Origin of the sequence: Vibrio gelatinilyticus, assembly GCF_022836845.1 — a bacterium.
Lineage (GTDB): Bacteria > Pseudomonadota > Gammaproteobacteria > Enterobacterales > Vibrionaceae > Vibrio > Vibrio gelatinilyticus.
In genome coordinates this window covers 263,713-286,991 of record NZ_JAJNNZ010000005.1, presented here as the reverse complement: position 1 = coordinate 286,991, position 23,279 = coordinate 263,713, and the positions used below count along the sequence as shown (strand labels likewise).

Sequence of the window (23,279 nt, the reverse complement as noted above, 5' to 3'; positions counted from 1 at the left end):
TGATCTAAGTTGCAAACTTTTGCTTTGATGATGAGTTTTGTCACCCAAAGTTATTATTGACGAAGTAGAGTGGAGATGACTGGGCCGTGATCGTTGTCACCTGTTTTTCTTGGTGGCTTCTACTTAGTGAGATTGTGATCACTAACTGAGGGGGAAGTACGCCCCCTACGCCCTAGTAACTCATCCTCACAGCAGTTGGGATTAGGAGGATGTTTATCAGCGCGTCACCATGCACGATATGTGACAGATGGATAAAACTTATAGTGAGATTTCTGCAATGAAACCTACAAAACAAAAAGCATTTGATAAAGCTTCTTTCCAAGAAAGTGTCAAAAAGCACCTTTCTGCGACATACGCAACGACTGTCGAGACGGCTTCTGAACGTCAGTGGTATTTGGCTATGGGCCGAGCGTTAGCAGAGCTTACTACGTTCGATCTTCTTGCAACAGAAGCGGACGAGCGCATCAAAAAAGCGAAAAGCGTTAACTACTTATCTCTAGAATTCTTGATTGGCCGCTTAACAGGTAACAACCTGATTAGCATGGGCCTGTACGAGCAAATTACTGAGGCAATGGCAGAACTTGGCCACAACCTAACCGATCTTCTTGAAGAAGAGCGCGATCCATCACTAGGTAATGGTGGTCTAGGTCGTCTAGCAGCATGTTTCATGGATTCATGTGCCGCTCAAGAGTACCCAACCGTGGGTTACGGCCTGCATTACGAGTACGGCCTATTTAAGCAATCATTTAAAGATGGTCGTCAACAAGAAGCTCCAGATGCATGGCGCGGTGTTGAAGGCTATCCGTGGGAAGTGGCTCGTCCAGAGCTAGCACAAGAGATCGGTTTCTTCGGTCACGTTGAAGCTGTGAACGACAACGGCAAAGAAGTTCGTAAATGGGTTCCTGGCATGACGGTTAAAGCAATGCCTTGGGATTTACCGATCGTTGGTTATGAATCAGACACGGTTTACCCACTGCGTCTTTGGGAATGCCAAGCAATTGCACCATTCTCTCTAGAAAGCTTTAACAATGGTGACTACTTCGAAGCACAGCACGCGCTAATTGACGCGGGCAACATCACTAAAGTTCTTTACCCGAACGACAACCACGAGAAAGGCAAGACACTGCGTCTAATGCAGCAGTACTTCCACTCAGCAGCTTCTGTACGCGATATTCTACGTCGTCACGAAGCAGCAGGTTACTCGCTAGCGGATCTTCCTAAACAAGAAACGATTCAGCTTAACGATACGCACCCAACAATTGCTATTCCAGAACTTATGCGCATCCTTCTTGATGAGAAAGGTTTGAGCTGGGATGACGCGTGGGCGATTTCTTCTAAGACTTTCGCATACACAAACCACACGCTACTTCCAGAAGCATTAGAGACTTGGTCTGAGTCGCTGATTCAGCGTCTACTTCCACGTCACATGGAAATCATTTTTGAAATCAACCACCGCTTCCTACAAGAAGTTCGTGCAATGTGGCCTGGTGATGGTGAGAAGCAAGCGAAGCTTTCTATCATCCAAGAAGGTTTCCACCGCATGGTTCGCATGGCCAACCTGTCTGTGATCGGCTCTTACGCGGTGAACGGTGTAGCAGCGCTTCACTCTGAGCTAGTTAAGAAAGACTTGTTCCCAGAGTTCCACGCTATGTACCCAACGCGTCTACATAACGTGACAAACGGCATTACGCCACGTCGTTGGTTGAAGTTCTGTAACCCAGGTCTATCTTCACTGATCACAGAGAAGATTGGTGCCGAGTGGCCAGCGAAACTTGAGCAGCTAGAAGGCATCGCGAAGTACGCAACAGATGCTAAGTTCCAAGAAGCGTTTATGGCTGTGAAGAAAGAAAACAAACAGCGTCTGGCCGATTGGGTTTCTGCAAACATGGGCATCGAACTAGATACTAACGCTATCTTCGACGTCCAAATCAAGCGTCTGCACGAGTACAAGCGTCAGCACTTAGATCTGCTACACATCTTGTCAATGTACCACCGCATCATCAACGAACCTGGTTTCGACTGTGTTCCACGTGTTTGTTTCTTCGCAGCGAAAGCAGCACCGGGTTACCACCTAGCGAAAGAGATCATCTTCGCGGTGAACAAGATTGCTGACAAGATCAACAATGACCCACGCGTAGGCAACAAGCTTAAAGTGGTCTTCATCCCTGACTACCGTGTCAGCATGGCTGAGATCATCATCCCAGCAGCAGACGTTTCTCAACAAATCTCGCTAGCGGGTAAAGAAGCATCTGGTACTGGCAACATGAAGATGGCTCTAAACGGTGCGTTAACTATTGGTACCATGGATGGTGCGAACGTTGAAATCCGTGAAGAAGTGGGTGATGAGAATATCTATATCTTCGGTCTAGACGTTGAAGGCGTTAAGCGTGTTAAAGCTGCAGGCTACAACCCATACGATTACTACAACGCAGATCCACTATTGAAGGCATCTCTAGATCTACTTCTAAGTGATGAGTTCACACCAGGTCAACCAGGCCTTCTTCGTGCAACGTACGACAGCCTGCTTGACGGTGGCGACCCATATCTATGTCTAGCAGACTTCGCATCGTATGTGAAAGCGCATGAAGACATGGGCAAACAATACCAAGACCAAACAGGTTGGGCGAAGAAAGCGATTCTTAACACAGCATTGGTTGGTAAGTTCACATCAGACCGCTCTATTCGCGACTACGTGAACAACATTTGGAAACTCGAAGCAGTTTCGCGTTAATCACAATGACCAAGGTACTTGCTAATTACCTTGGTCAATTATTGCGTCATCCCTGCGCAAGCAGGGATCTTATTGCAGCGAAGGCAATAGGTTAATCAGATTCCTGTCTTCACAGGAATGGCGTGAATAGATCATCGAGTGATTGCATGAAACTCGATCACAAAAATGAACAATAACCCTACACGTTTTGAAGGAAAAAGTCCTTCGGAGAGAGCGATGACAGAACAAACAGCATTAAAGCAAGTTGCTGAAATGGCAAGAATAGCCGACAGCTACGTAAGTGCGTGGGGTAGCGAAGCGAAAGTTGAAGACGAAACGATTATTCGTCTGCTTGCGTCTTTGGGCTACGATACATCCAACGATACTGCTCTGCTAAAGTCAGCAGAAAAGAAACATAAATTAGACGTGCTAGATCCAGTTCTTGTTGTGCGAGACGGTGAAACAGTCGAAGTTGCTTTGAATTTGGGCGCAAGTGCGCGTGAAAGCGATTTCAGCTGGCGACTAGAAACAGAACAAGGAGAAACACTCGAAGGCTATCTTCAATCACAGGTCATTCGTGATGAACGCTCCGAGGGTGGCCCTTTAGTGTTTGCATTACCCAATGATTTGCCATGGGGTTATCACAAACTCATTCTTCAGAGAAAACGTCGCAAAGCGCCGTATGAAATGACGCTGATCCGCACGCCAAAAGCATGCTACAAACAGCGTCAAATTGAGAACGGTAAGAAAATGTGGGGGCCGAGTGTTCAGCTTTATACACTGCGCACTCAGCACAACTGGGGTATCGGTGATTTTGGTGATCTCAAGCAGTTAGTGAGTGATATCGCGGCGCGTGGTGGTGACTTTGTTGGCCTAAACCCGATCCACTCTTTGTTCCCGGCGAACCCCGAAGGGGCTAGCCCTTACAGCCCGTCTTCTCGTCGTTGGTTAAACGTTCTTTATATTGACGTCAGCTCAGTTCCAGAATTTGCCTTAAGCGCTGATGCTCAGCAGAAAGTGGGTAGTTCGGAGTTTCAGCTACGCCTACAAAAAGCACGTGATGCCCATTGGGTGAATTACACTGAAGTTGCTGATCTTAAAATGAGGGTTTTGCCACTGTTGTTTAACGAGTTTAAAAAGCGCCACCTTGATAGTGAAAGTGAGCGAGCTCGTTTATTCTTAGACTTTGTTGAGCAAGGCGGTGAAAGTCTATTGCATCAAGCGGCGTTTGATGCGATTCATGCCGAGCTGCACCAGCAAGATTCAAACGTTTGGGGATGGCCAGTATTCCCTGACGAGTATCGTTGTTTCGAAAACGCGGCTGTTCAAAAGTTCATTGTAGAGAAAAACGAGCAAGTTCAACTGTATATGTACTTACAGTGGCTCGCGGATACGCAAATCAATGAAGCGCAGGCATTGGCTGAAGAAAAAGGTATGTCCGTTGGGCTTTATCGCGATTTAGCGGTAGGCGTAGCCGATTCAGGCTCAGAAACCTGGGCTGATGATGGTAGCTTGGTTCTGGATGCGAGTATTGGTGCTCCACCTGATATTTTAGGGCCCTTAGGTCAGAACTGGGGGTTGCCACCACTTAACCCGCAAACCTTAAGAGCCAATTCTTATGATGCCTATATTAAGCTGTTAAGAGCGAACATGAAGCATTGTGGTTCGCTCCGTATTGACCACGTACTGGGTCTATTACGTTTGTGGTGGATCCCGAAAGGTGAAGACGCCACAAAAGGGGCGTACATCTACTACCCAGTAGAAGACATGCTTGCGATCTTGGCACTAGAATCTCATCGTCATCAATGTTCTGTCATTGGTGAAGACTTGGGTACCGTACCTGATGAAATCGTCGCTATTTTACGCGACGCTGGCGTGCATTCATACAAAGTGTTCTTCTTTGAAACGGCTGAAGACGGCGGATTTATTTCGCCAAAACACTATGCTGAGCAGTCGATGTCGGCATTGTGTACGCATGATATGCCAACGCTACGTGGCTTCTGGCACTGTGACGACTTAAAAATGGGTCAAGACATCGGTCTTTATCCAGATGCTGCCCAGTTAGAGCAGTTGTTTAACGATCGACTTGAATGTAAGCAAGGTATCTTAGATAGCGTAGCCTGGCATGGTTACTTGCCTGAAGGTGTTGGGCGAGACGCAAGTCAGGTTCCAATGGACTCTTTCTTGAGTGAAGCGCTGCAATTACACGTAGGTGCTGGTGCTTCGACGTTATTGAGTGTTCAACTTGAAGATTGGCTCGAAATGGATAAGCCCGTCAATATTCCGGGTACGGTTGATGAGTATCCGAACTGGCGTCGTAAACTGTCGATGAACCTTGATGAATTATTTGCACAAGAGAGCGTAAACCGGATCGCAACTCGATTGACAGAGGTTCGTGCTAAGGCAAGTGACAGCTAACAAAACGCTTTTTACACTGTAAAGACTATGGCAGCCACTTGGCTGTCATATTTTTTTGCTAAAGGTAATAACTTGATGTGCATAAACGCTATATTTCCATTGGATTGCATAAGAAAATTTCGGTTTGGTCACTCATTGATGCGATTCTTTTGAGTACAATGAATTGTCGCTAGCAAACCCGCTTTCATCGCGGGTTTTTTTATAAATGTCCCCGTGAAGATATTTTGGGGACGACTCGTTTGGTTAAGGGAGATGGACGTTGAATAAGAAAGGGCTTAAAAAACAACAATACACTTACGAACAACTCTCTAGTGCGTCATTTCCGGATCCGTTTTCGTTTCTTGGACCTTATGTGACGGAAGAGAACAAAGCACTAAGAATTTGGATGCCGGGAGCCGACAGCGTTGAGGTTGTTTTTGATAATGGAGAACGACAAGCGCTAACACGTGAAGGTGACTCAGGGTTCGTATTGATTTCTGAGAGTGATTTGAGATTTACCCACTATAAATTGGCGGTCAACTGGTCGGGTTCTGAACAAATTATAGATGACCCTTATCAATACCATGCACTTTACGCGGAATATGATGATCTGCATTCACCCAAAGAAATGTATCACCATATGGGCGCACAGTTCATTGAATTAGAACGTGATGGGCGACAAGTGAAAGGGACTCGCTTTCTTGTCTACGCCCCACATGCAACCGCAGTGAGTTTGATTGGTAGTTTTAATACGTGGGATGGACGTCGCAACCCGATGCAGCGCCTTGATTACGGTATTTGGGGGATTTTCATTCCCGAACTTCCAGAAGGTAGCCAATACAAATTTGAGCTCAAAGGGCCCAACGGTGAAGGTTTACCACACAAAGCGGACCCTTGGGGAGCATACGCAGAGCAATACCCGTCGTTTTCTTCGGTCACTTATAACCACGATCGCTATCAGTGGCAGGACAGTGAGTGGCAAAACCGCCCGGTTACAGAAAAGCGTAAAGAGGCGCTTTCTTTCTATGAATTACACGCCGGTTCATGGCGTCGTGATGCGGATGGCAACTTCTTAAATTATCGCCAGTTGGCCGAACAGCTTATTCCGTATCTTGTGGACCTAGGTTATAGCCACGTTGAGCTGATGCCGGTGTCTGAGCATCCATTCTATGGCTCATGGGGTTATCAACCTGTGGGATTATTTGCACCTACCAGTCGCTTTGGTACACCTGATGACTTTAAGTATTTTGTCGATGAATGCCACAAAGCAGGTCTTGGCGTTGTCCTTGACTGGGTGCCAGCGCACTTCCCATCTGATGATCACGGCTTAGCGAACTTTGATGGTACACCGTTGTTTCACGATCCCGATCCTCGTCGAGGTTGGCACCAAGACTGGAACTCGTACATTTACGATATGGGGCGTGAACATGTTCGTCGCTTCTTGGTATCGAACGCTTTGTATTGGTTTGAACAATTCCACATAGATGGTATTCGTGTCGATGCGGTTGCTTCTATGCTGTATCTCGATTATTCCCGTAGCCATGATCAGTGGATCCCAAATGTGGATGGTGGTCGCGAGAACTACGACGCGATAGCGACACTTAAGTGGATGAATGAAGAAGTCTACAAGTACTTCCCGAATGCAATGACGATTGCAGAAGAATCTACCGCGTTTCCTGGGGTGTCAGCACCAACGTTTGCTGGTGGTCTAGGTTTTGGCTTCAAATGGAATATGGGTTGGATGCATGACAGCTTGTCATACATCCAAGAAGATCCGGTCAATCGTAAATATCACCACGATACGCTCACCTTCCCATTGGTCTATGCCCACAGCGAAAACTACGTATTGTCTCTGTCTCATGATGAGGTGGTGTATGGCAAACGATCAATTCACAACAAAATGCCCGGTGATGAGTGGCAACAAACAGCAAACTTGCGCGCCTACATGGGATACATGTACGGCCAGCCGGGTAAGAAGCTCAACTTTATGGGGGCTGAATTTGGTCAAACTGGAGAGTGGAATCACGATGACCAATTGCAATGGTTCTTGCTTGAGTATTCCCGCCATAGTGGTGCATTTGCATTGACACGCGATCTCAATAAACTTTATAGAGATGAGAAGGCGCTTCATGAATGGGATTATGAGCCGCGTGGTTTTGAATGGCGTTTACAAGATGCTGCAGAACCAAGTGTATTGGCACATGAACGTATTAGTGAAAATGGTGAACGCATACTGGTGATTTCAAACTTTACACCGGTCCCTCATGAGTTTTTCCGTTTAGGAATGCCGCTTGCAGGGCAATACGAGTTATTGTTGAACACCGATGATAGCCAATATGACGGTAGTGGTTTCGAGGTTCATCAATGGGTTTCTACGCAGTCAGTGGAAAGCGAATCTCAACCTCAATCACTGGAGCTACGGTTACCACCATTGTCAACGGTGTTCTATAAATACAAAGGATAGCGTCTTAGCAAATAGCTAAATGAATTCATTAGTGAGACATAAGCCCAGCAACGCTGGGCTTTCTTTATGCGGTAGCCAAGAGCGTGAACTACACTGACTAACATCCCGATCATTAATGAAAGTAAATAGTTAAGGAAAATAAATGGTTACTGCACTCTACGCGTCTTTACTAACGCTCATTTTGATTTGGCTGTCTTACAATGTGATTAAACAGCGCAGAGCGGCTCAAATCTCTTATTCGGATGGGGGCGTAGAAGCATTGCAAATTGCTCGCAGCGCCCAAGGAAATGCAGTGGATTATATTCCTATCACTCTGATTTTAATGGCACTGACGGAACTCAACGGCACTCCCTTGTTCTGGGTCCACATTATGGGAATTCTCTTTGTACTTGGTCGGATATTTCACGCAAAAGCGATTCTTAATAGAACCATGAAAGGCCGCGTGATTGGTATGCAGTTTACCTTGTTTACCATGTTGGGGTTGGTGGCTTCTAACTTACTCTATCTGCCTTACGAGAATTTTTTTTGAAGTGCTTCACGATGAAAGTGCCTCCCGCTTGGGTCATGGTGAGTATCGGGCTACTGCTTAATATCATGGCGATCGTGATATCGGGCCAAGTGTTAGACAAAATGATGCAAGAAACCAGTGCGCTGCATGATGAAAAAGGCGGCAACTTGTACTCTATTCAGTTGGCCTGGAACCAGGTGGAAACCATAGAGCGAAAACGAGAGGCGATACTGACTCACCTTCAATTGAAGGCATTAACTTCTAATTCATCTTCAGATATTGACCAGGTGTGGGTAGCACAGCTCAAAACATGGGGGGTAGATGGGATCAGTCACGTTGATGTAATGAATGTCGACACGCTTATGGTAGCGATGGATAAAGCGCAGCAAGGCCAGCGAAACGTCATCGATGATTTGTACTTGAAAAACCTGACTATTACAGAGTCAATCACTCAGATCGATGAACAGATGGCTTTATACAAAAACATCGCCTTGTTCTTGCAAATCTTTGGGCTTGCCCTCATTCTGGCAAGAGATTTGTCACGGCGCTAGGCGATGTTTTTTTTTTGACTTCCCGGGTGAAGGTTGGCAAGTCAGGCCAAAGAATATACTTACTTTCTTAATGTGTGAATACGACATCGTCCATAGGGACGCGGTGCCTATCGCCGTATACGCCTTCTTCAGTACGTACGCCACAGCTAATGATCATGGTAATTTGCTCTGAGCCAGTCAAGCCCAGCAGTTTTTTTGCACGCTTAGAGTCAAAGCCTTCCATTGGGCAAGTATCATAGCCTTTGTCGCGCATCGCGAGCATAAAGGTCATCGAAGCTAGCGCAGCACTCTTGTGCAAGCACACGCGTACATCTTCTTTAGCCACTTCACGCACCATCGGCTTTTTACGGCCAATCCACGCACTAAGCAGCTTTCTACCCAAGCCAAACAGACCCAGCTTGTCGTTGTTGTAGACCATAGGGATCAGCTTTTCATAGTATTTTAGTGCACGCTTAGAAGTGGCGTCTTCTCTTCCTTGAAAGGCATCTCTTACTTTCTGTGCGTTCATTTCGGCTCTCTGTTTCCAGTTATCTGGAGTGACAACGACCACCAGTAACTCATTCGCTGTCTTCGCGGCATTTTGTCCCATACAGATGTCGGCAAGTTGGGCTTTTTTGTTGGCGTCAATCACGCGGTGGAATTGCCACATCTGCATATTGCTGCTATTTGGGCTAAGAGTTGCTAGTTGCAACGCGTGAGCAACAGCATCGTGGTCGAAATGAGCCTCGGCATCGTATTTACGAACCGAACGGCGAGTGTGTAATAGTTGCTCTAAAGAAGATGGAGAATTCATAAGGTCATCTGTTAGCGAATTTTGACGCTCGTTTTATCAGCATTTGTGCTTGTCGGCAAGTCACAAATCCAAATAGGAACCTTTGGAAGGCTTGAATATGTATGTAAGCTCTTATCGGTGTCCAAATTGCCTATTGCAAATATTGTCTTTGAAAAAGCGTCAAATTATCTATCAAAAAACGGCTCAGTTCTGTCTCGAGAGCAAAGCAATCGGTTTCGAACGTCGCTTAGAAAAGGCGTGTCATTTTCGGTGGCAATCTCTATTCATGCAGCGTGATGTCCCAGTCAGCCAAAATGAAATCCGATAGCGGTTTCGTGCAAATAACAGGTAGAACCAATCGGCGAACGGTTTGACAAGTGGCCAGCGAAGTGGGGCATACATCCAACCTTTTCCAACGAGCTGCCAGGCTCGATAAGTCACATCTAAGCCAAGTAGTAATTGTTTGTTTTCATCCAATGCATGTAAAACATTGTTAGCTGCGCTCTTGTCGATGTCCGGATAATCCACAAAGTCATTACTGTAAATGTCGATAATCTGAATAACGTTTCGGTGATCATGTCTTTTCAACGCTGCCATTTCTTGTTCACAATACAAATACGTTACAGTTGAAGCAGCATTCAAGGAGGATGTTCAACCCGTCCTTGAATGACGATGTGCGAGGAAGGCGGTTAACTGCGCTGTACGCTAAAAGACAGTGGCGTTTTTGCTAGCGCTCTTGCAAACAAGTACGAAAGTGTCAGGGAGCCAAAGAATGCCAGGCAGTCTTTGGCAAGGCCTTGCCATTCAAGAATACCAGCAACATTAAACATGACTATCATCAAAATAAGGTGAATGGCATAAATAGGAAGCACCCACTGAGCCAAGTGATGTACCCATGGCTTGTCACCCATCGTTGGGTTATTGAGTAGCCAGAAAAAGATCCCGGTCCCCCAAAGAGCGGTGCCAATCAGGAAATCGTTATTATGGAAGGTTTGCCCATACTCATGCAGCACTGCTGCTTCAACAAAATGCAGTACCATCCCGCCGAGAGCCAATAAGATGGCATGTTTACTGCTCACTTGGTAAGAGTGACGTTTGATCTCAAAACCTATCACCACCATTAACAGGCTAAAAAACGGCCCGTTTCGAGTGAAAAATGGAGGATTAAGTTCGGTCACGACCTGATAGCTACCAGCCAGCACGCCGTAAAGATAAAGTACGATAGCAACAGGGACCAACATTGTCATCGCTCGAGTCGCAATCAGTGCCGCTATCAGGTAAACAGCAATCACCAGAGAGGGAATAAACCATAAATGCACTAAGCCGCCTTCCAAAAAGCTATTAAGCGGCGTCGACAATAGAAAATCCCAGTAGCCTTGGCGTTCAGCAAGGTAGCCATGCTCGATAACAACGCCAAGGTTAAATGGCATCGCGAGTGAAACTATGCTCCACACAACCCATATTTTAATCAGTGGTACAGAATAGGACTTGGCTGTTTCCCAAGGGGATTTTATTAGTTTGGGTTGGATTAAGTACCCAGAAATTATAAAAAATATCGGAACAGCAAAGCGAGCTAATTGATTAGAAATAAAGTTCAACCAAGGTTCATCGCTAATTAGCGCATAATCCATGAAGGGTTTAACGTGGATGAAAACGATCGCCAAAAGTGCAATAACGCGGGCCAGTTCTAAACTGGCAATCTTACGGGGTAGGTTCATAAAACAAAAAAAAGAATAAGATAAAGTTGTACGTTACGTTATCACATCAAACACTTGAGTAAATGCTTTAAATCAATGCTAAGAAGGTTACTAATTACAGAGTCATGTCTATTTGAACCTGCTCCCAAAATGGTTCGATGAAACATTGTGCAAAATCGACATTAGAGACCTACATCAAACTTAAGTTAGTCAATACAAATATGCCCAAGGTGCAGCTAAAGACGGACAAAACCGTCGTGAGGGCGATAATATTGGCAGCGAGACGTGCGTTGCCTCCCATTGAACGCGCCATTACGTAGCTCGCAGCTGCGGTAGGTGCAGCGTTCATAAAAAAAAGAATGCCAAGTTCGATGCCTCTAAAGCCGAATAGGTAGGCTCCAAGTGTAATCAATATGGGGCCAATCATTAACTTATAACTGGTGGCAAACCATGAAGGGCCTTGTTCATGGCGCAATGCTCTCACGTCGAGCGATCCTCCTGTGCACAAAAGGGCGAGTGGCAGCGTCATGTTTGCAAAGTATTGTCCGGCATCGACGACCATATCGGGGATAGGAAGTGACAGCCAATAGACGGCGACTCCAAGTAAGATCGCAATGATCAGTGGATTTTTCGTCAGGGTTTTTACAATTACTTTCGTCGCCTGGCTTTTGGAGTCCTGACCTTTGGGAGATAAGGCAATCACAGCCTGAATATTATACAGAACAGTTGTTGCAGCCACGTATACTGCCGCTAATGCAACGCCTTCATCCCCGTAAGCGTTGGCCACATAGGCCAGTGCGATAATGGCGGTATTGGCTCGAAAGCCGCCTTGAATGATGACGCCTTTATCATTGGAGTGTTTAAAGAATAAGCGGGCACTCAGGGTGGTAAAGAAGAAAAAGAGGATATTGGCAATCAGCCCGTAGCCAACAAAAGCGCTTCCTGCGGCAAAGTTATGTTCAGATCCTACGATGCTAAGAAACAACATAGCGGGCAAAGTCACCTGAAATACAAGCTTGGATGCAACCTCAATGAAATTCTCGTTGATAAGACCCACTCTTTTCAAAATTACGCCAAGAGCCAACATCAGGAAAATAGGTCCTGTAATGGATGCTGAAAACAATAATTGGTCCATCATAGAAATCATATAGGGCTCTCAAGCGACTGATTAAGTGTCTGACGAATAAAGGGAGATTCTTTCACAGTTTGACTATTCAATAAATGACAATTGAATAATAGAACGATCGTGCTATTGTTAACTCTTAGTTGCGCAATGAATAGGCTGTTTGTGGGTAAGGGACGAATTACGAAAGAACACATCTTGGATCAGGCATTTGAGTTTGCCAGCCAGTTTGGTTTGGAAAGTCTGACGGTAGGAGAGCTGGCCAAGCTCTGTGGTATGTCAAAAAGTGGGCTTTTTGCTCACTTCAACTCTAAAATCAACTTACAAATTGCCGTTGTAGAGCAAGCTAACCGCGTGTTTTTACAACGCGTCATTGCCCCTGTACGCGTCGAGAACTCTCTAAGTTATCAGGAAAAAATCCACCACCTTCTGGATAACTGGATGACCTGGAATCACTCATTTCAAGGGAGCTGTATGTTTCTTGATGCCTGGAAAGATAGCCAGGACGATGAACTGCAGATTGCGCTAAAGCAAGCGGTGAAACAGTGGATTACTTACCTTACTATTCAAATACAAAAAGGAATAGAAATAGGGGAGTTTCACTGTGACCTAGACGCTAAGCAGGCGGCCTTTGAGCTGTACGGTCACTATTTGAGTGCGCATCTGTTTTACTCTTTGGTTGGTAAAGAAGAAAGCAGTGCAAGATTTTGGAAAAGCGTCGAGACCTTATTGTCTGGTTGGCACGTCAGTAACAAATAGCAACGCGACCTTATGGTTGGGTTCGATTTATTATAAAAAAGCACGCTCGTTCTAAAAGCGTGAAAAAGAGAAAGTGAGGATAACAGAATGAGTGACAAGATTTACTTCAATACATCGAAGAAGTTTAATTTTAAACGAAGCATGATTAACGTAACGACCCGCTTACACCATCGCATAGCCCCAAATCACGCTAAGCGAACCGCTCGAAATTTACTGCTGACGCCTGTGCGCTCTAAACCGAAGAATACTCAGCCAGACGGACTAACTATCGGCAGCATTGCGACGGCAGAAGGTGAGTTAAAAACCTATCGCCTGGGCACCGGACCGGTGTGGATCTTGACGCATGGCTGGTCCGGTACATCGAGTCAGTTCTTTCCTTTGATGGAGCATATCGCCAGTATGGGTTATACCGCATTGGCTTATGATCACCCGGCACACGGTGCCAGTGAGGGCAATCATGGCCATGTTCCGGCATTTGTGGCTGGGCTGGAGGGAATATTAGACAATGAAGATAATGTCGCAGGATTGATCGGACACAGTATGGGGACAGCCGCTGCGCTTGAGTGTCGTCATGCGAAATTAGAATCAGTACCTATGCTATTGATTGCCCCGGTATTAGATTATGTTGATAACCTATTTGGCAGCGTGGCTAAGTCGGGCTACTCAATGCGCTTATTCGAAGCGGTGGTTGGTGAAATAGAAGACACCTACAAGTACCCAATCCAGTCGATTGACCCGTATGGCAAACTGAAACAGCGCGCAGCTTCGACAATTATTGTTCATGATGAGAAAGACCGTTTCACCAAGCACAGTGTTTCGCTTAAAGCGTCAGATGAAATGCCAAGGGTTGAGCTTGTGACAACTCAAGGTCAAGGGCATGGTAGGGTTATGCATTGTGAACAGGCCAAACAGAGTTTTGATCGCTTAATATCGACCCATCAAAATCAAAAATAACACCAGAAAAGGCAATTGCGCAGATAAGTCATGCTACAGACTGATTTCTGCGCAAATAATGCACGCCTTAACGCCCAATGGCAACACCCTCTCGGCGTGGATCCGCAGCGCCTTCCAATCCCTCGTCTGTAATTCGAATCGCATGTAACCCTGAGTTAAGGTCGCGGATCTTGACCCGATAGCCCATGCTTTCAAATTGTGTGGCGTAGTTCGCAAGTGGGGTGTTGATCTCAATATCCATTTCACCGAATCGATTGATCATTTTCGGTTGGTTTATCGCCTTCTGAATATCCAAATTCCAATCAAGGTGGGCGACAAGACTTTGCGCAACGTAGCCAATGATGCGACTGCCGCCGGGTGAACCAATGGCGAGGTAGGGGTTATCGTTTTTCATGACAATAGTGGGTGACATGGATGAGCGTGGTCGTTTACCTGCTTCGATACGGTTTGCGACAGGCAGGCCATTTTTCGTCGCCACAAATGAAAAGTCGGTGAGCTCATTATTGAGTAAAAATCCACTCGCCATTAGGCGAGAACCAAAGACATTCTCGATTGAAGAGGTCATAGAAACTACGTTGCCATTAGCATCCACAATATTGAAATGCGACGTGGATGGCAATTCTAGAGTGCTCCCTACACTCGCCTGATTAACTAAGGTGTCGGGAGGGGTGCCAGGAGATACCTTTTTCAGGGCTTTATTAGGCTTGATGAGTTCGCTGCGTGATCGCACGTAGTTTTGGTCAAGTAGCCCGGTGACGGGGACTGGGTAGAAGTCACTATCAGCAGCATGCAATCCACGATCAGCGAATGCCAAACGAGATGCTTCTGCGAGAATTTGCCAGCTGGTTAGGTTGTCCGCATTGGATTTATCCAGTTCAAATGGGGCAATGGTCATCATGATTTGCCCGATGGCAATAGCGCCACTGCTCGGTGGCCCCATGCCACAGACCTGATATTGCTTATAGGGTGCACAAACAGGCTCTCTTTCAATGACCTGATATTGCATAAGATCTTGCTTGTTTAGTAGGCCAGGATTGTCTTGTGCATGAGTGACCGCGTTGACAATAGACTGAGCCACTTCACCGCGATAAAAGCCTGAGATGCCGTTTTTTGAAAGTAAGGCCAGGGTATTGGCATAGGCCGAATTTTTTAACACGATCCCCTGTGATTTGGGCTGCCCATCCGAGTGAAAGAAGTATTGTCTGGTATCGGGGTAGCGAGATAGAAATGCTTTGTCTTTTTCAATTAGAGTGGCCAATCGCGCGCTAATAGGAAAACCATTTTGGGCTGTAGTGATCACGGGTTCGATCAGCGATGACCAGTCTAACTTGCCATATTTTTGATGGGTATGCCAAAGCAGAGCTACAGTACCCGGCGTGGCGACTGAGCGGCCTCCGACCACCGCGTCATAGAATTCCATTGGTTTGCCTTGCTCATTCAGAAACAGGTTTCCGTGAGCTTGCAAAGGCGCAGTTTCACGACCATCAAATGTAGTAAGTCGCTGACTTTTCTCATCCCAATAGACCAGAAAAGAGCCACCACCAATACCGCTCGATTGGGGTTCGACCAATCCAAGCATGAGCTGTACAGCCACCATTGCATCAATGGCATTACCACCACGCGCTAAAACGTCGGCCCCCGTCTTGGCTGCAATTGGGTTGGCCGCAGTTACCATCCAATGTTTCGCAATGACCAATTTCTGATCCGTGATACCCGTTGATGACTCGGGTGCGAATGCGTCTGCAGCCTGTTCAGCGGCGTACGTTAAGGTGCTGAACAACCACGTTGTCATCAGCATCGTTAATATCGAGGGTATTTTGCCAAACATGGAATACCTAGCAAGAGTGGGTGAGTATTCTCACAGTGTCGTCAACGTCTGGGTATATCGCAAGAATCACCACGTAATGAAGTGCAAAAGGAGTGGATTGCAAACAGAGTCATTATAGTGGCGAACGCAGAGCTTCTTTCAGGTAGTCGAGTAACAAACGCAGTTTTTTTGCTGAAGAAGTACCCGGCGGAAATACACCATAAACATTGATATTGGGAGCGGTGTAGTCAGTGAGTACTTGTTCTAACTTACCTTGGGAAATTTTGGGCATTGCGTCGTATTCTGGAATACGTCCTAATCCTTGTCCACCTTCAACAAAAGCTGTTCTTGCGGCGGCATTATTGGTGGAAACCGCCCCTTTTGCTTGGATACTGAACGAACGGTTGCCTTGCTTAAGCTCGATGGTACTGCTACTCAGCTGATAGAGCACCCAATGATGAGATGAGAGGTCAGTAGGGTGTTGTGGTCGTCCATGCTTTCTCAAGTACTCCGGTGATGCGCACAAACAGGTTGCCATCGTTGCAAGATGGGTAGCTTGCATACCCGAGTCTTTCAAAGGCGCTCCACGGATGGCGAGATCAATTCCATCTTGAATAATATTGACGACCTCGTCGGTGAGTTTTACGTCGAGTTCAATATTAGGGTAGAGTCGCCTAAATTGATTTAATGCTGGAACAATCAGTTGCAGACCAACATTCACAGGGCAAGTGATTTTTAGTAAGCCTTGAGGCTCATTTTTGAAGTTTTCGATGGTATGTTGAGCCGCTATTGCTTGTTGAGAAATGACCTGACAGTTATCAAAATATACCTTACCGGCCTCAGTTAACGAAATCGAGCGCGTCGTTCGATTGAGTAGCTTCATCCCTAGTTGACTTTCGAGTTTTTTTACATGATAGCTGACAACTGCGCGAGTCAAATTCAGTTTTTTGGCAGCGGCCGTAAAGCTGCCTTGATTGGCCACTTCAGCAAACACCACCATGCTCTTAAGCTGTTCGAACGAAACATCCATCTCTGCTATCGAATCCCGTATCAATTGTTTCAATAATTGATACATAATAGCAAAAATATACTGCATTGTTCATTTTGATTTTCCTAACTAAGCTGGTAGTCAATCGATCGGAGATTAGATAAAGGAACAGCAGATGACTAAAAAGAAAATACTCGTGGTTTTAACGTCACATTCTGAGCTTGGCAATACAGGGCATAAGACAGGTTTTTGGGTAGAAGAGTTTGCCGCTCCCTACTACGTATTTTTGGATGCAGGAGCTGAAGTCACGTTGGCCTCTCCAGCAGGCGGACAGCCTCCAATTGATCCCAACAGTGAATTACCGGATTTTCAAACCGACGCAACTCGACGTTTTGATGCTGATGAGGCTGGTCAAAAGCAGTTGGCCACAACGCTAAAACTAAGTGATGTGTCAGTAAAAGACTATGATGCTGTGTTCTATCCGGGTGGGCACGGACCGCTTTGGGATTTGGTTGATGACAAAGATTCGATACAACTTATCGAAACCGCGTTACAGCAAGAAAAACCTGTTGGCGCAGTATGTCATGCGAGCGCAGCGTTACTAAATGCAAAAGATTTACAGGGAGAGCCAATTGTGAAAGGTCGCGCGGTGACGGGGTTTAGTAATTCGGAAGAGGAAGCTGTAGCGTTGACCGAGGTGGTTCCGTTCTTACTTGAAGACGAGCTTAAAAAACTTGGTGGTGAATACCAAAAAGTGGATGACTGGAATGTCCTCGCAATCCAAGATGGCCTATTGATTACTGGGCAAAACCCTGCCAGTTCTGAATCCGTTGCGGAAAAGATTATGGCAAACTTGTAACACCGTATACAGGGCATCATTACCACTGTGCCATGGCTCATTATAAAAGTGATGGCTACGATATACCCATAATTTTGATGTGGTTAACAAAATGGTAATGCCTTGTTATGGGGTTAGTTGATTATGTGGGATCATGACGGTGATCCCACAAGGTTCAATTGCGAATATCTAGCCCTCAGCCTGACAACACTTTGGTTTGCTTTCTTTCGTAAGCCGCTTTCGTGAATTGGTTCCACTTGTGGTAACGGGAAAACTTCCCCTTTGCAAAAGGAAGCCATTACAATGAATCGAAACGATAGTGTCCCACTTCCATCCAATACGCGAGAATGGTTCTTTAACCGTAATAGCATCATTATTCTCGCCGACTTAGCCCTGTTTTGTGTCCTTTACTATACATTACCGTTTGAACCGAATGTGGTGTTAGGGATCAGCATTCTCGCTTTTATTGCCGTACTATGGTTAACCGAAGCATTACACGTTACCGTAACAGCCGTATTGGTGCCCATCGTCGCTGTGTTGACGGGGGTTTTTAGTACCCAAACCGCCCTCAACAACTTCGCAAATTCAATCATTTTCTTGTTTCTTGGCGGTTTTGCTCTTGCAGCAGCGATGCACCGTCAGGGACTCGATAAGGTGATTGCCGATAAAGTATTGGTTTTGGCTAAAGGCAAAATGAGTGTCGCTGTGTTTATGCTTTTTGGTGTGACGGCAGGACTATCCATGTGGATCAGCAACACCGCCACAACTGCAATGATGTTGCCTCTAGTGCTTGGCGTGCTGAGCAAGGTCAATGAAGAGAGCGGGCATAATACTTATGTGTTTGTGTTATTGGGCATTGCTTATTCGGCTAGTATCGGCGGTATCGCCACTATGGTGGGTAGCCCACCGAATGCCATTGCTGCCGCTGAAGTTGGCTTAACATTCACAGATTGGATGGCGTTTGGGGTGCCTGCCGCTATCCTTTTAATGCCGATTGCGTTGTCGTTACTGTATTTCGTCTTAAAGCCAAAATTGGATGGTGAATTTGAGATAAGCCACGAACCTGTAAATTGGGATAAAGGGAAAGTGGTGACATTGCTGATCTTTGCATTGACGGTTTTGTTTTGGGTCTTCAGTAAACCTATCAATGCTATGTTAGGTGGCTACGCCAAGTTCGACACGATTGTCGCTTTGTGCGCGATAGTTGCCGTAAACTTTGCTCGAGTTGTGCATTGGAAAGACATTGAGAAGACAGCCGATTGGGGGGTATTGCTACTGTTCGGAGGTGGTATTTGTTTGAGTAATATTCTCAAAGCAACGGGAACCAGCGTGTTTTTGGCGAACGAATTGAGTGCGCTGATTTCGCATCTAGGATTGTTTATCACCGTGTTGGTCATCGCAGCCTTTGTGGTCTTTTTAACTGAGTTTGCCAGTAATACTGCCAGTGCGGCTTTGCTTATTCCTGTATTTGCGAGTGTTGCCGAGGCTTTGGGTATGTCACCAGTGATCTTATCTGTGCTCATTGCAGTGGCTGCGTCGTGCGCGTTTATGTTACCAGTTGCGACACCACCCAATGCGATTGTGTTTGCTTCAGGACATATAGAACAGAAAGAAATGATGAAGATTGGTATTTTGGTGAATATGGCCTGTATTGGAGCCTTAACACTGATAGCCTTTACATTCTGGGCTTAGTACATTTTGACATGATAAAGACAGCCAGCTTATGCTGGCTGTTTTTAATTTAGATGATTGGGAATTCACTAATGACTTTATCTGCGATTAAGCTCGCACCAAGCTGAGAAAGATGGATGCCATCAGGTTGGTAAAGGGGTGAATAGCCATTTTGCGCAGCATATTGCTCAAATAAGGCATAGGCATCAATGATTTTTAGAGCGGTTGGCCCGTGTCCGTACATCAGCTTGATCTTTGGTGCGTGCTGCTCACTGAGTTTTTTTACCGAGTTGCGAAGCGTTTCTACTGCTTGTTGGTTGTGACCAAACATCGCTAATGAGCCCACCGGGTCAATGGCGCTAGTAATGACCAAAACGGGTTTGATTCCTGCAAATTGAGCCTGAGCGATCATGGCGTTAAGGTTTGAAGCAACAACACTGATATCAGTATTCCAATGGAGATCATTGAGACCACCGAAGATCACGACGGCGTCAGGTTTTACAACGAGTACCTGTTGTTGAAAACGGGATAACATACCAGAGGTGGTGTCACCAGGTATACCGCAGTTAACTACTGATGTGTCTGCCAATGAGTGGGTGAGAGTATCGCTCCAGTTTACCCCACTTTCTAACCCATAACCGTAGGTTAGGCTATCACCAAGCAAGACGACTTTTTTCATTAGTTGTTCCTTGTAATTAAAAAAGCCGCATCAACAGCGGCTTCTCAAGACAAAACTGCTCTGGCGAGCAAGTGCGAAAATTATTGTTTGTTTACATACTCTTTAAAGCGAGCTTTGGTGTCAGCATCGGCCTTATTATACCAAAACATCAGCATCTCTTCTGCGGTGCTGTCGGTGGATGCGTTTGCTGCGCCACTAAAATCATTGGTGCTAGCTGGAAGGGTCACGGGTGTTGCTGCAACCACGCCAGCGGCAGCAATTGCAGCGACACCGCCTTTGCGGTTGTAGTCTTCTGCTTCTCGGCTGTAGTCGCGACCAATCTGCATACCTTCTTTTATAAGTTTGTCTTGCTGTGTGGCAATTTCTTGTCCATTTTCATCTTTCAATGTCCAGGTAAAGCTGTCGATGTTTTTCTTAGCCTGGCGCTCGTTCAGGTATTTAGGGACTTCTAATGTGAGATTGACGTCTTTAGCATCAAACCTAGCGATGATAGTTTTGCTTGGCACACTAACGCGTTCATCTCGGCTAACATCGAAATAAGGTTCAAAACGAAAGACTATTTGGTTTGTCCCGTCAGGCAAAATTGTTGTTTTTCCAGATGAAAAAAAACCGCCTGATTCAAACTCAGGTTCTTGAGCGTTGACGGACAAAATATCGACGGTATCAGGAGTCTTAATCGTGACTTGTGCCATCGAGATGCTACTCGTACTGGCTAATATCGCGAGTGAAATTATCTTTAGAGCTTTCATAATTTGTTTCCCTTATGGAATCAACCTCAAAACTTTATGCACCTTAGCCTGCCTATTTTATTGGCCAATTGCAACTGACAATACAGACTTTGCGTGGCTTTACTCCAACATTGATTGTTTGCTCATTATGTGATGTGGGATCGGTAATAATTGTCAGGGCAATACGCCTTTACTATCGGATTTGTATATACTAAATAGGAGTGGTTTATCGATAAGGCTGTTAAAGAAAATCGATGTTTTATTTGCCAATGAGAGTGTTAGCTGAGGTTTCTCTGTAATTACTTCGTCATGAGTCTATCTTCCTTTAAATGTCAGAGTTCTGTCAATCTATAGGTTTGTTTGATACTAAGTTATTCATTAGTGGGCTTGAGTCATCTATGATCAGCAACCATTTTCAACTCACTTTTATCGAGTATTAGATCAATGACAAGCATCGCTTTCTGGAGTCGCAGGACTGCATTCATTATCGCCTGTTGTCTCGGCACTCAAGCTGTTAATGCTGACAACCTAATAAATGAGCAGTCTGAAAAGCAGCATGGAATAGCGGCGCAACAAGATGAGCCAACAGAGCAAGAAGAAGCTCGCGACCCGATACCAGATAGCCAATTTGCAGCGTTTCCTGTACCGATTACAGACGATGCGTTAGGTATCGGTTTAGGTGTGAATGCTATGTACTTACATGATCGGGAGGAAGGTGCAAGCAACCCTTCGACGAGTATGTTCTATGGGCAATATACCGACTCTGGTAGTGGTATGGCGATTGTGGGTCATGAACATATCTTTGCTCATGATGCATGGCGAGCTGGATTTTACGCAGGTCACTTTAGTTTAAATTTGAAATACACCGGTCGAATTGGTATGCAACTACCTAAAGCTGCGCAGTATTCATCGTATTCTAATTTTGTCTATGCAGAAGCACGAAAACAGATCGTCCAAGACCTGTATCTTGGTGTGCAAGGATTGTGGAGCGGAGGGGATGCGAAGCTCAATGATAAAACTGATCCTGCAATTAAAAAGGCGTTTGAAGATCATATGAGTGGTAGTAACCATGCGGTAGGTCTACTCATGACTTACGACACTCGTGACAGTATGATGGGAGCCACTCAAGGCTTGAATGTAGATTTAAGCACCCTGCATTACTCAACAGATAACAAAACGGGTAAGAGTTTTGATCGATTTGATGCCGAGGTGAGTCAGTATTTTCCTATTGGTGACGACGTGTTGGCCTATCGTGTGATTGGTAAAGAAATGCTTGGTGAAACACCTGAATATGAGTTCGTAACGCCAAACTTGCGCGGAGCAGACTGGAATAAATACCGTGGTAGTGCTTTGTACCAGGCTGAAATTGAGTATCGTCACCGCTTTACGTCGTTGTGGAGTGGCGTTGCGTTTGCCGGAGCCGCGGTCATTAGTAACGACCAAAATCAACCGCACCACAGTGTTCAATCCGAGGTGATTCCGAGTGCGGGGATCGGTGTTCGGTACCTACTAAATGCAAAAGAAAGGTTCACAGTAGGTGTGGATGCTGCGGTATCAAAAATGGGCAATACGAGCTTTTATATTAGATTCGGTGAAGCTTTCTAAAATGTAACCAAAATGTGGTAGTGCATGTTCGAGATGGATGTGGCGTTATCTTAGGGTTGGTTTTGTGTATTAATCAGTGCAATTTTTGGGCTATTGGACTACGATAGTTACAGTTATTGATAAGTTATTCAAAGGGTTGGGTATGCTAAATATTGAGCAACTTGTGGCGTTTGTTGCTGCTGCTGAGCAAGGGTCTTTTTCTGCTGCCGCTAGACACTTAGGTAAGAGTCAAAGCTCTGTCAGTATCGGCGTAAATAACCTAGAAGTCGACTTGGGTGTCACTCTGTTTGATCGAAGCACCAAATATCCGAAGTTAACACCGCAAGGAGTAAGGATGTTGTCCCAGGCCAAGGTGCTTTTACGCCAGGCCGAGCGCATTCGTAATTACTCTCAATCAAGTGTCGATAATGTCGAAGATATACTCACGATCGGTATTGATCCTTTACTGCCTTTCTCCATCATTGAATCAGCCATCGAAAAAATGTCGCAACGCTTTCCTTTCACGCAACTTAATGTACTGCGCTTGAGTGCGGATAGTTTAACATCGGCTGTATCGAACAATGACGTTGATCTTGGCTTCAATATAGCCTCTGATGCAGTACCCGAAGGCTTAGATTTTGTTTCGGTCGGAAATGTTGAGTGGGTGTGTATTTGCAGCCCTGATTCCATGTTTGCAGATATGCCTCAAGTCAGCAACGAAACCTTAATCGGTGAGCGGCAGATCGCTTGCCGAAGTATGGTTGAAAATGCAGTACTGAGGGCTCAGGGTCTATTCTCACAAGAAGTTTGGCGTGCGGATGATCAGGAAGATGTGGTGAAATTGGTCGAGCAAGGCATCGGTTGGGCTGTTGTGCCTAAAGATCTGATGCTCGAGAAAAAATCCATGGGTACTTTAATTGATTTTCGACCCGAGTTCCAACGCCATGAGATGTTGATGTCAGCGGACGTTTTGTGGAAGTCGAATGCACAACTTGGCCCGGCGGCGAAGTACCTGTGTGAGATCTTGGGCGCTCTCTGATCTCAATGAC

Annotated in this window: 19 protein-coding genes; 11 read left to right on the top strand and 8 right to left on the bottom strand. The window is 45.7% G+C overall.

All coding sequences use genetic code 11. The features are described 5' to 3' along the window. Window positions 1-277 precede the first annotated feature (277 nt). The 5 genes from LNL84_RS09075 (at window position 278) to LNL84_RS09055 (ending at window position 8,630) form a co-directional block, all read left to right on the top strand. The gene (locus tag LNL84_RS09075) at window positions 278-2,731 is read left to right on the top strand and encodes a glycogen/starch/alpha-glucan phosphorylase (RefSeq protein ID WP_244356904.1); all 2,454 of its coding nucleotides are present in this window, start codon (window positions 278-280) and stop codon (window positions 2,729-2,731) included. 216 nt (window positions 2,732-2,947) lie between these two features. Then, window positions 2,948-5,128 carry a 4-alpha-glucanotransferase gene (malQ, locus tag LNL84_RS09070; protein ID WP_244356903.1) on the top strand — a complete coding sequence of 727 codons (2,181 nt, stop codon included), beginning with the start codon at window positions 2,948-2,950 and terminating at the stop codon, window positions 5,126-5,128. Window positions 5,129-5,387: 259 nt separating this feature from the next. Beyond that, a complete protein-coding gene (gene glgB / locus LNL84_RS09065) occupies window positions 5,388-7,571 on the top strand; it encodes a 1,4-alpha-glucan branching protein GlgB (RefSeq protein ID WP_244356902.1) in 2,184 nt (727 codons plus the stop codon). Between the two features lie 142 nt (window positions 7,572-7,713). Further along, window positions 7,714-8,100, top strand: a complete 387-nt coding sequence (locus LNL84_RS09060; RefSeq protein ID WP_244356901.1) for an MAPEG family protein — start codon at window positions 7,714-7,716, stop codon at window positions 8,098-8,100. Window positions 8,101-8,111: 11 nt separating this feature from the next. Then, window positions 8,112-8,630 carry a DNA mismatch repair protein gene (locus tag LNL84_RS09055; protein WP_244356900.1) on the top strand — a complete coding sequence of 173 codons (519 nt, stop codon included), beginning with the start codon at window positions 8,112-8,114 and terminating at the stop codon, window positions 8,628-8,630. A 67-nt stretch (window positions 8,631-8,697) separates the two neighbouring features. Here LNL84_RS09055 and LNL84_RS09050 read toward each other — a convergent pair whose 3' ends face one another. The 4 genes from LNL84_RS09050 to LNL84_RS09035 all read right to left on the bottom strand — a co-directional run bounded on the left by LNL84_RS09050 (window position 8,698) and on the right by LNL84_RS09035 (window position 12,246). Then, window positions 8,698-9,423: a nitroreductase family protein gene (locus tag LNL84_RS09050; RefSeq protein ID WP_244356899.1), complete on the bottom strand. Its 726-nt coding sequence runs from the start codon at window positions 9,421-9,423 to the stop codon at window positions 8,698-8,700. A gap of 240 nt (window positions 9,424-9,663) precedes the next feature. Beyond that, window positions 9,664-10,044: a thiol-disulfide oxidoreductase DCC family protein gene (locus LNL84_RS09045; RefSeq protein WP_279610982.1), complete on the bottom strand. Its 381-nt coding sequence runs from the start codon at window positions 10,042-10,044 to the stop codon at window positions 9,664-9,666. Between the two features lie 47 nt (window positions 10,045-10,091). Continuing rightward, window positions 10,092-11,120 carry an acyltransferase gene (locus LNL84_RS09040; RefSeq protein WP_244356897.1) on the bottom strand — a complete coding sequence of 343 codons (1,029 nt, stop codon included), beginning with the start codon at window positions 11,118-11,120 and terminating at the stop codon, window positions 10,092-10,094. A gap of 169 nt (window positions 11,121-11,289) precedes the next feature. After that, a complete protein-coding gene (locus LNL84_RS09035; protein WP_244356896.1) occupies window positions 11,290-12,246 on the bottom strand; it encodes an AEC family transporter in 957 nt (318 codons plus the stop codon). Window positions 12,247-12,387: 141 nt separating this feature from the next. On the opposite strand from LNL84_RS09035, the gene LNL84_RS09030 reads away from it, so the two are divergent. Together LNL84_RS09030 and LNL84_RS09025 are read left to right on the top strand one after the other, a co-directional pair. Next, window positions 12,388-12,981: a TetR/AcrR family transcriptional regulator gene (locus LNL84_RS09030; protein WP_244356942.1), complete on the top strand. Its 594-nt coding sequence runs from the start codon at window positions 12,388-12,390 to the stop codon at window positions 12,979-12,981. A gap of 87 nt (window positions 12,982-13,068) precedes the next feature. After that, a complete protein-coding gene (locus tag LNL84_RS09025; protein WP_244356895.1) occupies window positions 13,069-13,935 on the top strand; it encodes an alpha/beta fold hydrolase in 867 nt (288 codons plus the stop codon). Between the two features lie 67 nt (window positions 13,936-14,002). Here the strand turns inward: LNL84_RS09025 and ggt are convergent, their stop codons facing one another. Both ggt and LNL84_RS09015 read right to left on the bottom strand, forming a co-directional pair. Then, entirely contained in the window at window positions 14,003-15,763 is a 1,761-nt protein-coding gene (gene ggt, locus LNL84_RS09020) for a gamma-glutamyltransferase (protein ID WP_244356894.1), read from the bottom strand. A gap of 112 nt (window positions 15,764-15,875) precedes the next feature. Continuing rightward, a complete protein-coding gene (locus tag LNL84_RS09015) occupies window positions 15,876-16,805 on the bottom strand; it encodes a LysR family transcriptional regulator (protein ID WP_244356893.1) in 930 nt (309 codons plus the stop codon). A gap of 100 nt (window positions 16,806-16,905) precedes the next feature. Between LNL84_RS09015 and LNL84_RS09010 the strand changes: the two genes are divergently transcribed. Both LNL84_RS09010 and LNL84_RS09005 read left to right on the top strand, forming a co-directional pair. Further along, window positions 16,906-17,589 (top strand): type 1 glutamine amidotransferase domain-containing protein, encoded by a 684-nt coding sequence (locus LNL84_RS09010; protein ID WP_244356892.1) that lies wholly within the window; start codon window positions 16,906-16,908, stop codon window positions 17,587-17,589. Window positions 17,590-17,871: 282 nt separating this feature from the next. Continuing rightward, the gene (locus LNL84_RS09005; RefSeq protein WP_244356891.1) at window positions 17,872-19,260 is read left to right on the top strand and encodes an SLC13 family permease; all 1,389 of its coding nucleotides are present in this window, start codon (window positions 17,872-17,874) and stop codon (window positions 19,258-19,260) included. Between the two features lie 49 nt (window positions 19,261-19,309). Here the strand turns inward: LNL84_RS09005 and LNL84_RS09000 are convergent, their stop codons facing one another. Together LNL84_RS09000 and LNL84_RS08995 are read right to left on the bottom strand one after the other, a co-directional pair. Further along, a complete protein-coding gene (locus LNL84_RS09000) occupies window positions 19,310-19,918 on the bottom strand; it encodes a GDSL-type esterase/lipase family protein (protein WP_244356890.1) in 609 nt (202 codons plus the stop codon). 80 nt (window positions 19,919-19,998) lie between these two features. Then, the gene (locus tag LNL84_RS08995; RefSeq protein ID WP_244356889.1) at window positions 19,999-20,667 is read right to left on the bottom strand and encodes a DUF2057 family protein; all 669 of its coding nucleotides are present in this window, start codon (window positions 20,665-20,667) and stop codon (window positions 19,999-20,001) included. Between the two features lie 423 nt (window positions 20,668-21,090). Here LNL84_RS08995 and LNL84_RS08990 point away from each other — a divergent pair, with 423 nt between their 5' ends. Together LNL84_RS08990 and LNL84_RS08985 are read left to right on the top strand one after the other, a co-directional pair. Next, a complete protein-coding gene (locus LNL84_RS08990; RefSeq protein WP_244356888.1) occupies window positions 21,091-22,251 on the top strand; it encodes a BamA/TamA family outer membrane protein in 1,161 nt (386 codons plus the stop codon). Window positions 22,252-22,393: 142 nt separating this feature from the next. Further along, window positions 22,394-23,269 carry a LysR family transcriptional regulator gene (locus LNL84_RS08985; RefSeq protein ID WP_244356887.1) on the top strand — a complete coding sequence of 292 codons (876 nt, stop codon included), beginning with the start codon at window positions 22,394-22,396 and terminating at the stop codon, window positions 23,267-23,269. Window positions 23,270-23,279: the final 10 nt, after the last annotated feature.

Coding starts and splice junctions, on each gene's coding strand:
- LNL84_RS09075 (WP_244356904.1), top strand. CDS start 278: ATGAAACCTACAAAACAAAAAGCATTTGATAAAGCTTCTTTCCAAGAA.
- malQ (WP_244356903.1), top strand. CDS start 2,948: ATGACAGAACAAACAGCATTAAAGCAAGTTGCTGAAATGGCAAGAATA.
- LNL84_RS09060 (WP_244356901.1), top strand. CDS start 7,714: ATGGTTACTGCACTCTACGCGTCTTTACTAACGCTCATTTTGATTTGG.
- LNL84_RS09055 (WP_244356900.1), top strand. CDS start 8,112: ATGAAAGTGCCTCCCGCTTGGGTCATGGTGAGTATCGGGCTACTGCTT.
- LNL84_RS09050 (WP_244356899.1), bottom strand. CDS start 9,423: ATGAATTCTCCATCTTCTTTAGAGCAACTATTACACACTCGCCGTTCG.
- LNL84_RS09040 (WP_244356897.1), bottom strand. CDS start 11,120: ATGAACCTACCCCGTAAGATTGCCAGTTTAGAACTGGCCCGCGTTATT.
- LNL84_RS09035 (WP_244356896.1), bottom strand. CDS start 12,246: ATGATTTCTATGATGGACCAATTATTGTTTTCAGCATCCATTACAGGA.
- LNL84_RS09025 (WP_244356895.1), top strand. CDS start 13,069: ATGAGTGACAAGATTTACTTCAATACATCGAAGAAGTTTAATTTTAAA.
- ggt (WP_244356894.1), bottom strand. CDS start 15,763: ATGTTTGGCAAAATACCCTCGATATTAACGATGCTGATGACAACGTGG.
- LNL84_RS09010 (WP_244356892.1), top strand. CDS start 16,906: ATGACTAAAAAGAAAATACTCGTGGTTTTAACGTCACATTCTGAGCTT.
- LNL84_RS09005 (WP_244356891.1), top strand. CDS start 17,872: ATGAATCGAAACGATAGTGTCCCACTTCCATCCAATACGCGAGAATGG.
- LNL84_RS09000 (WP_244356890.1), bottom strand. CDS start 19,918: ATGAAAAAAGTCGTCTTGCTTGGTGATAGCCTAACCTACGGTTATGGG.
- LNL84_RS08995 (WP_244356889.1), bottom strand. CDS start 20,667: ATGAAAGCTCTAAAGATAATTTCACTCGCGATATTAGCCAGTACGAGT.
- LNL84_RS08990 (WP_244356888.1), top strand. CDS start 21,091: ATGACAAGCATCGCTTTCTGGAGTCGCAGGACTGCATTCATTATCGCC.
- LNL84_RS08985 (WP_244356887.1), top strand. CDS start 22,394: ATGCTAAATATTGAGCAACTTGTGGCGTTTGTTGCTGCTGCTGAGCAA.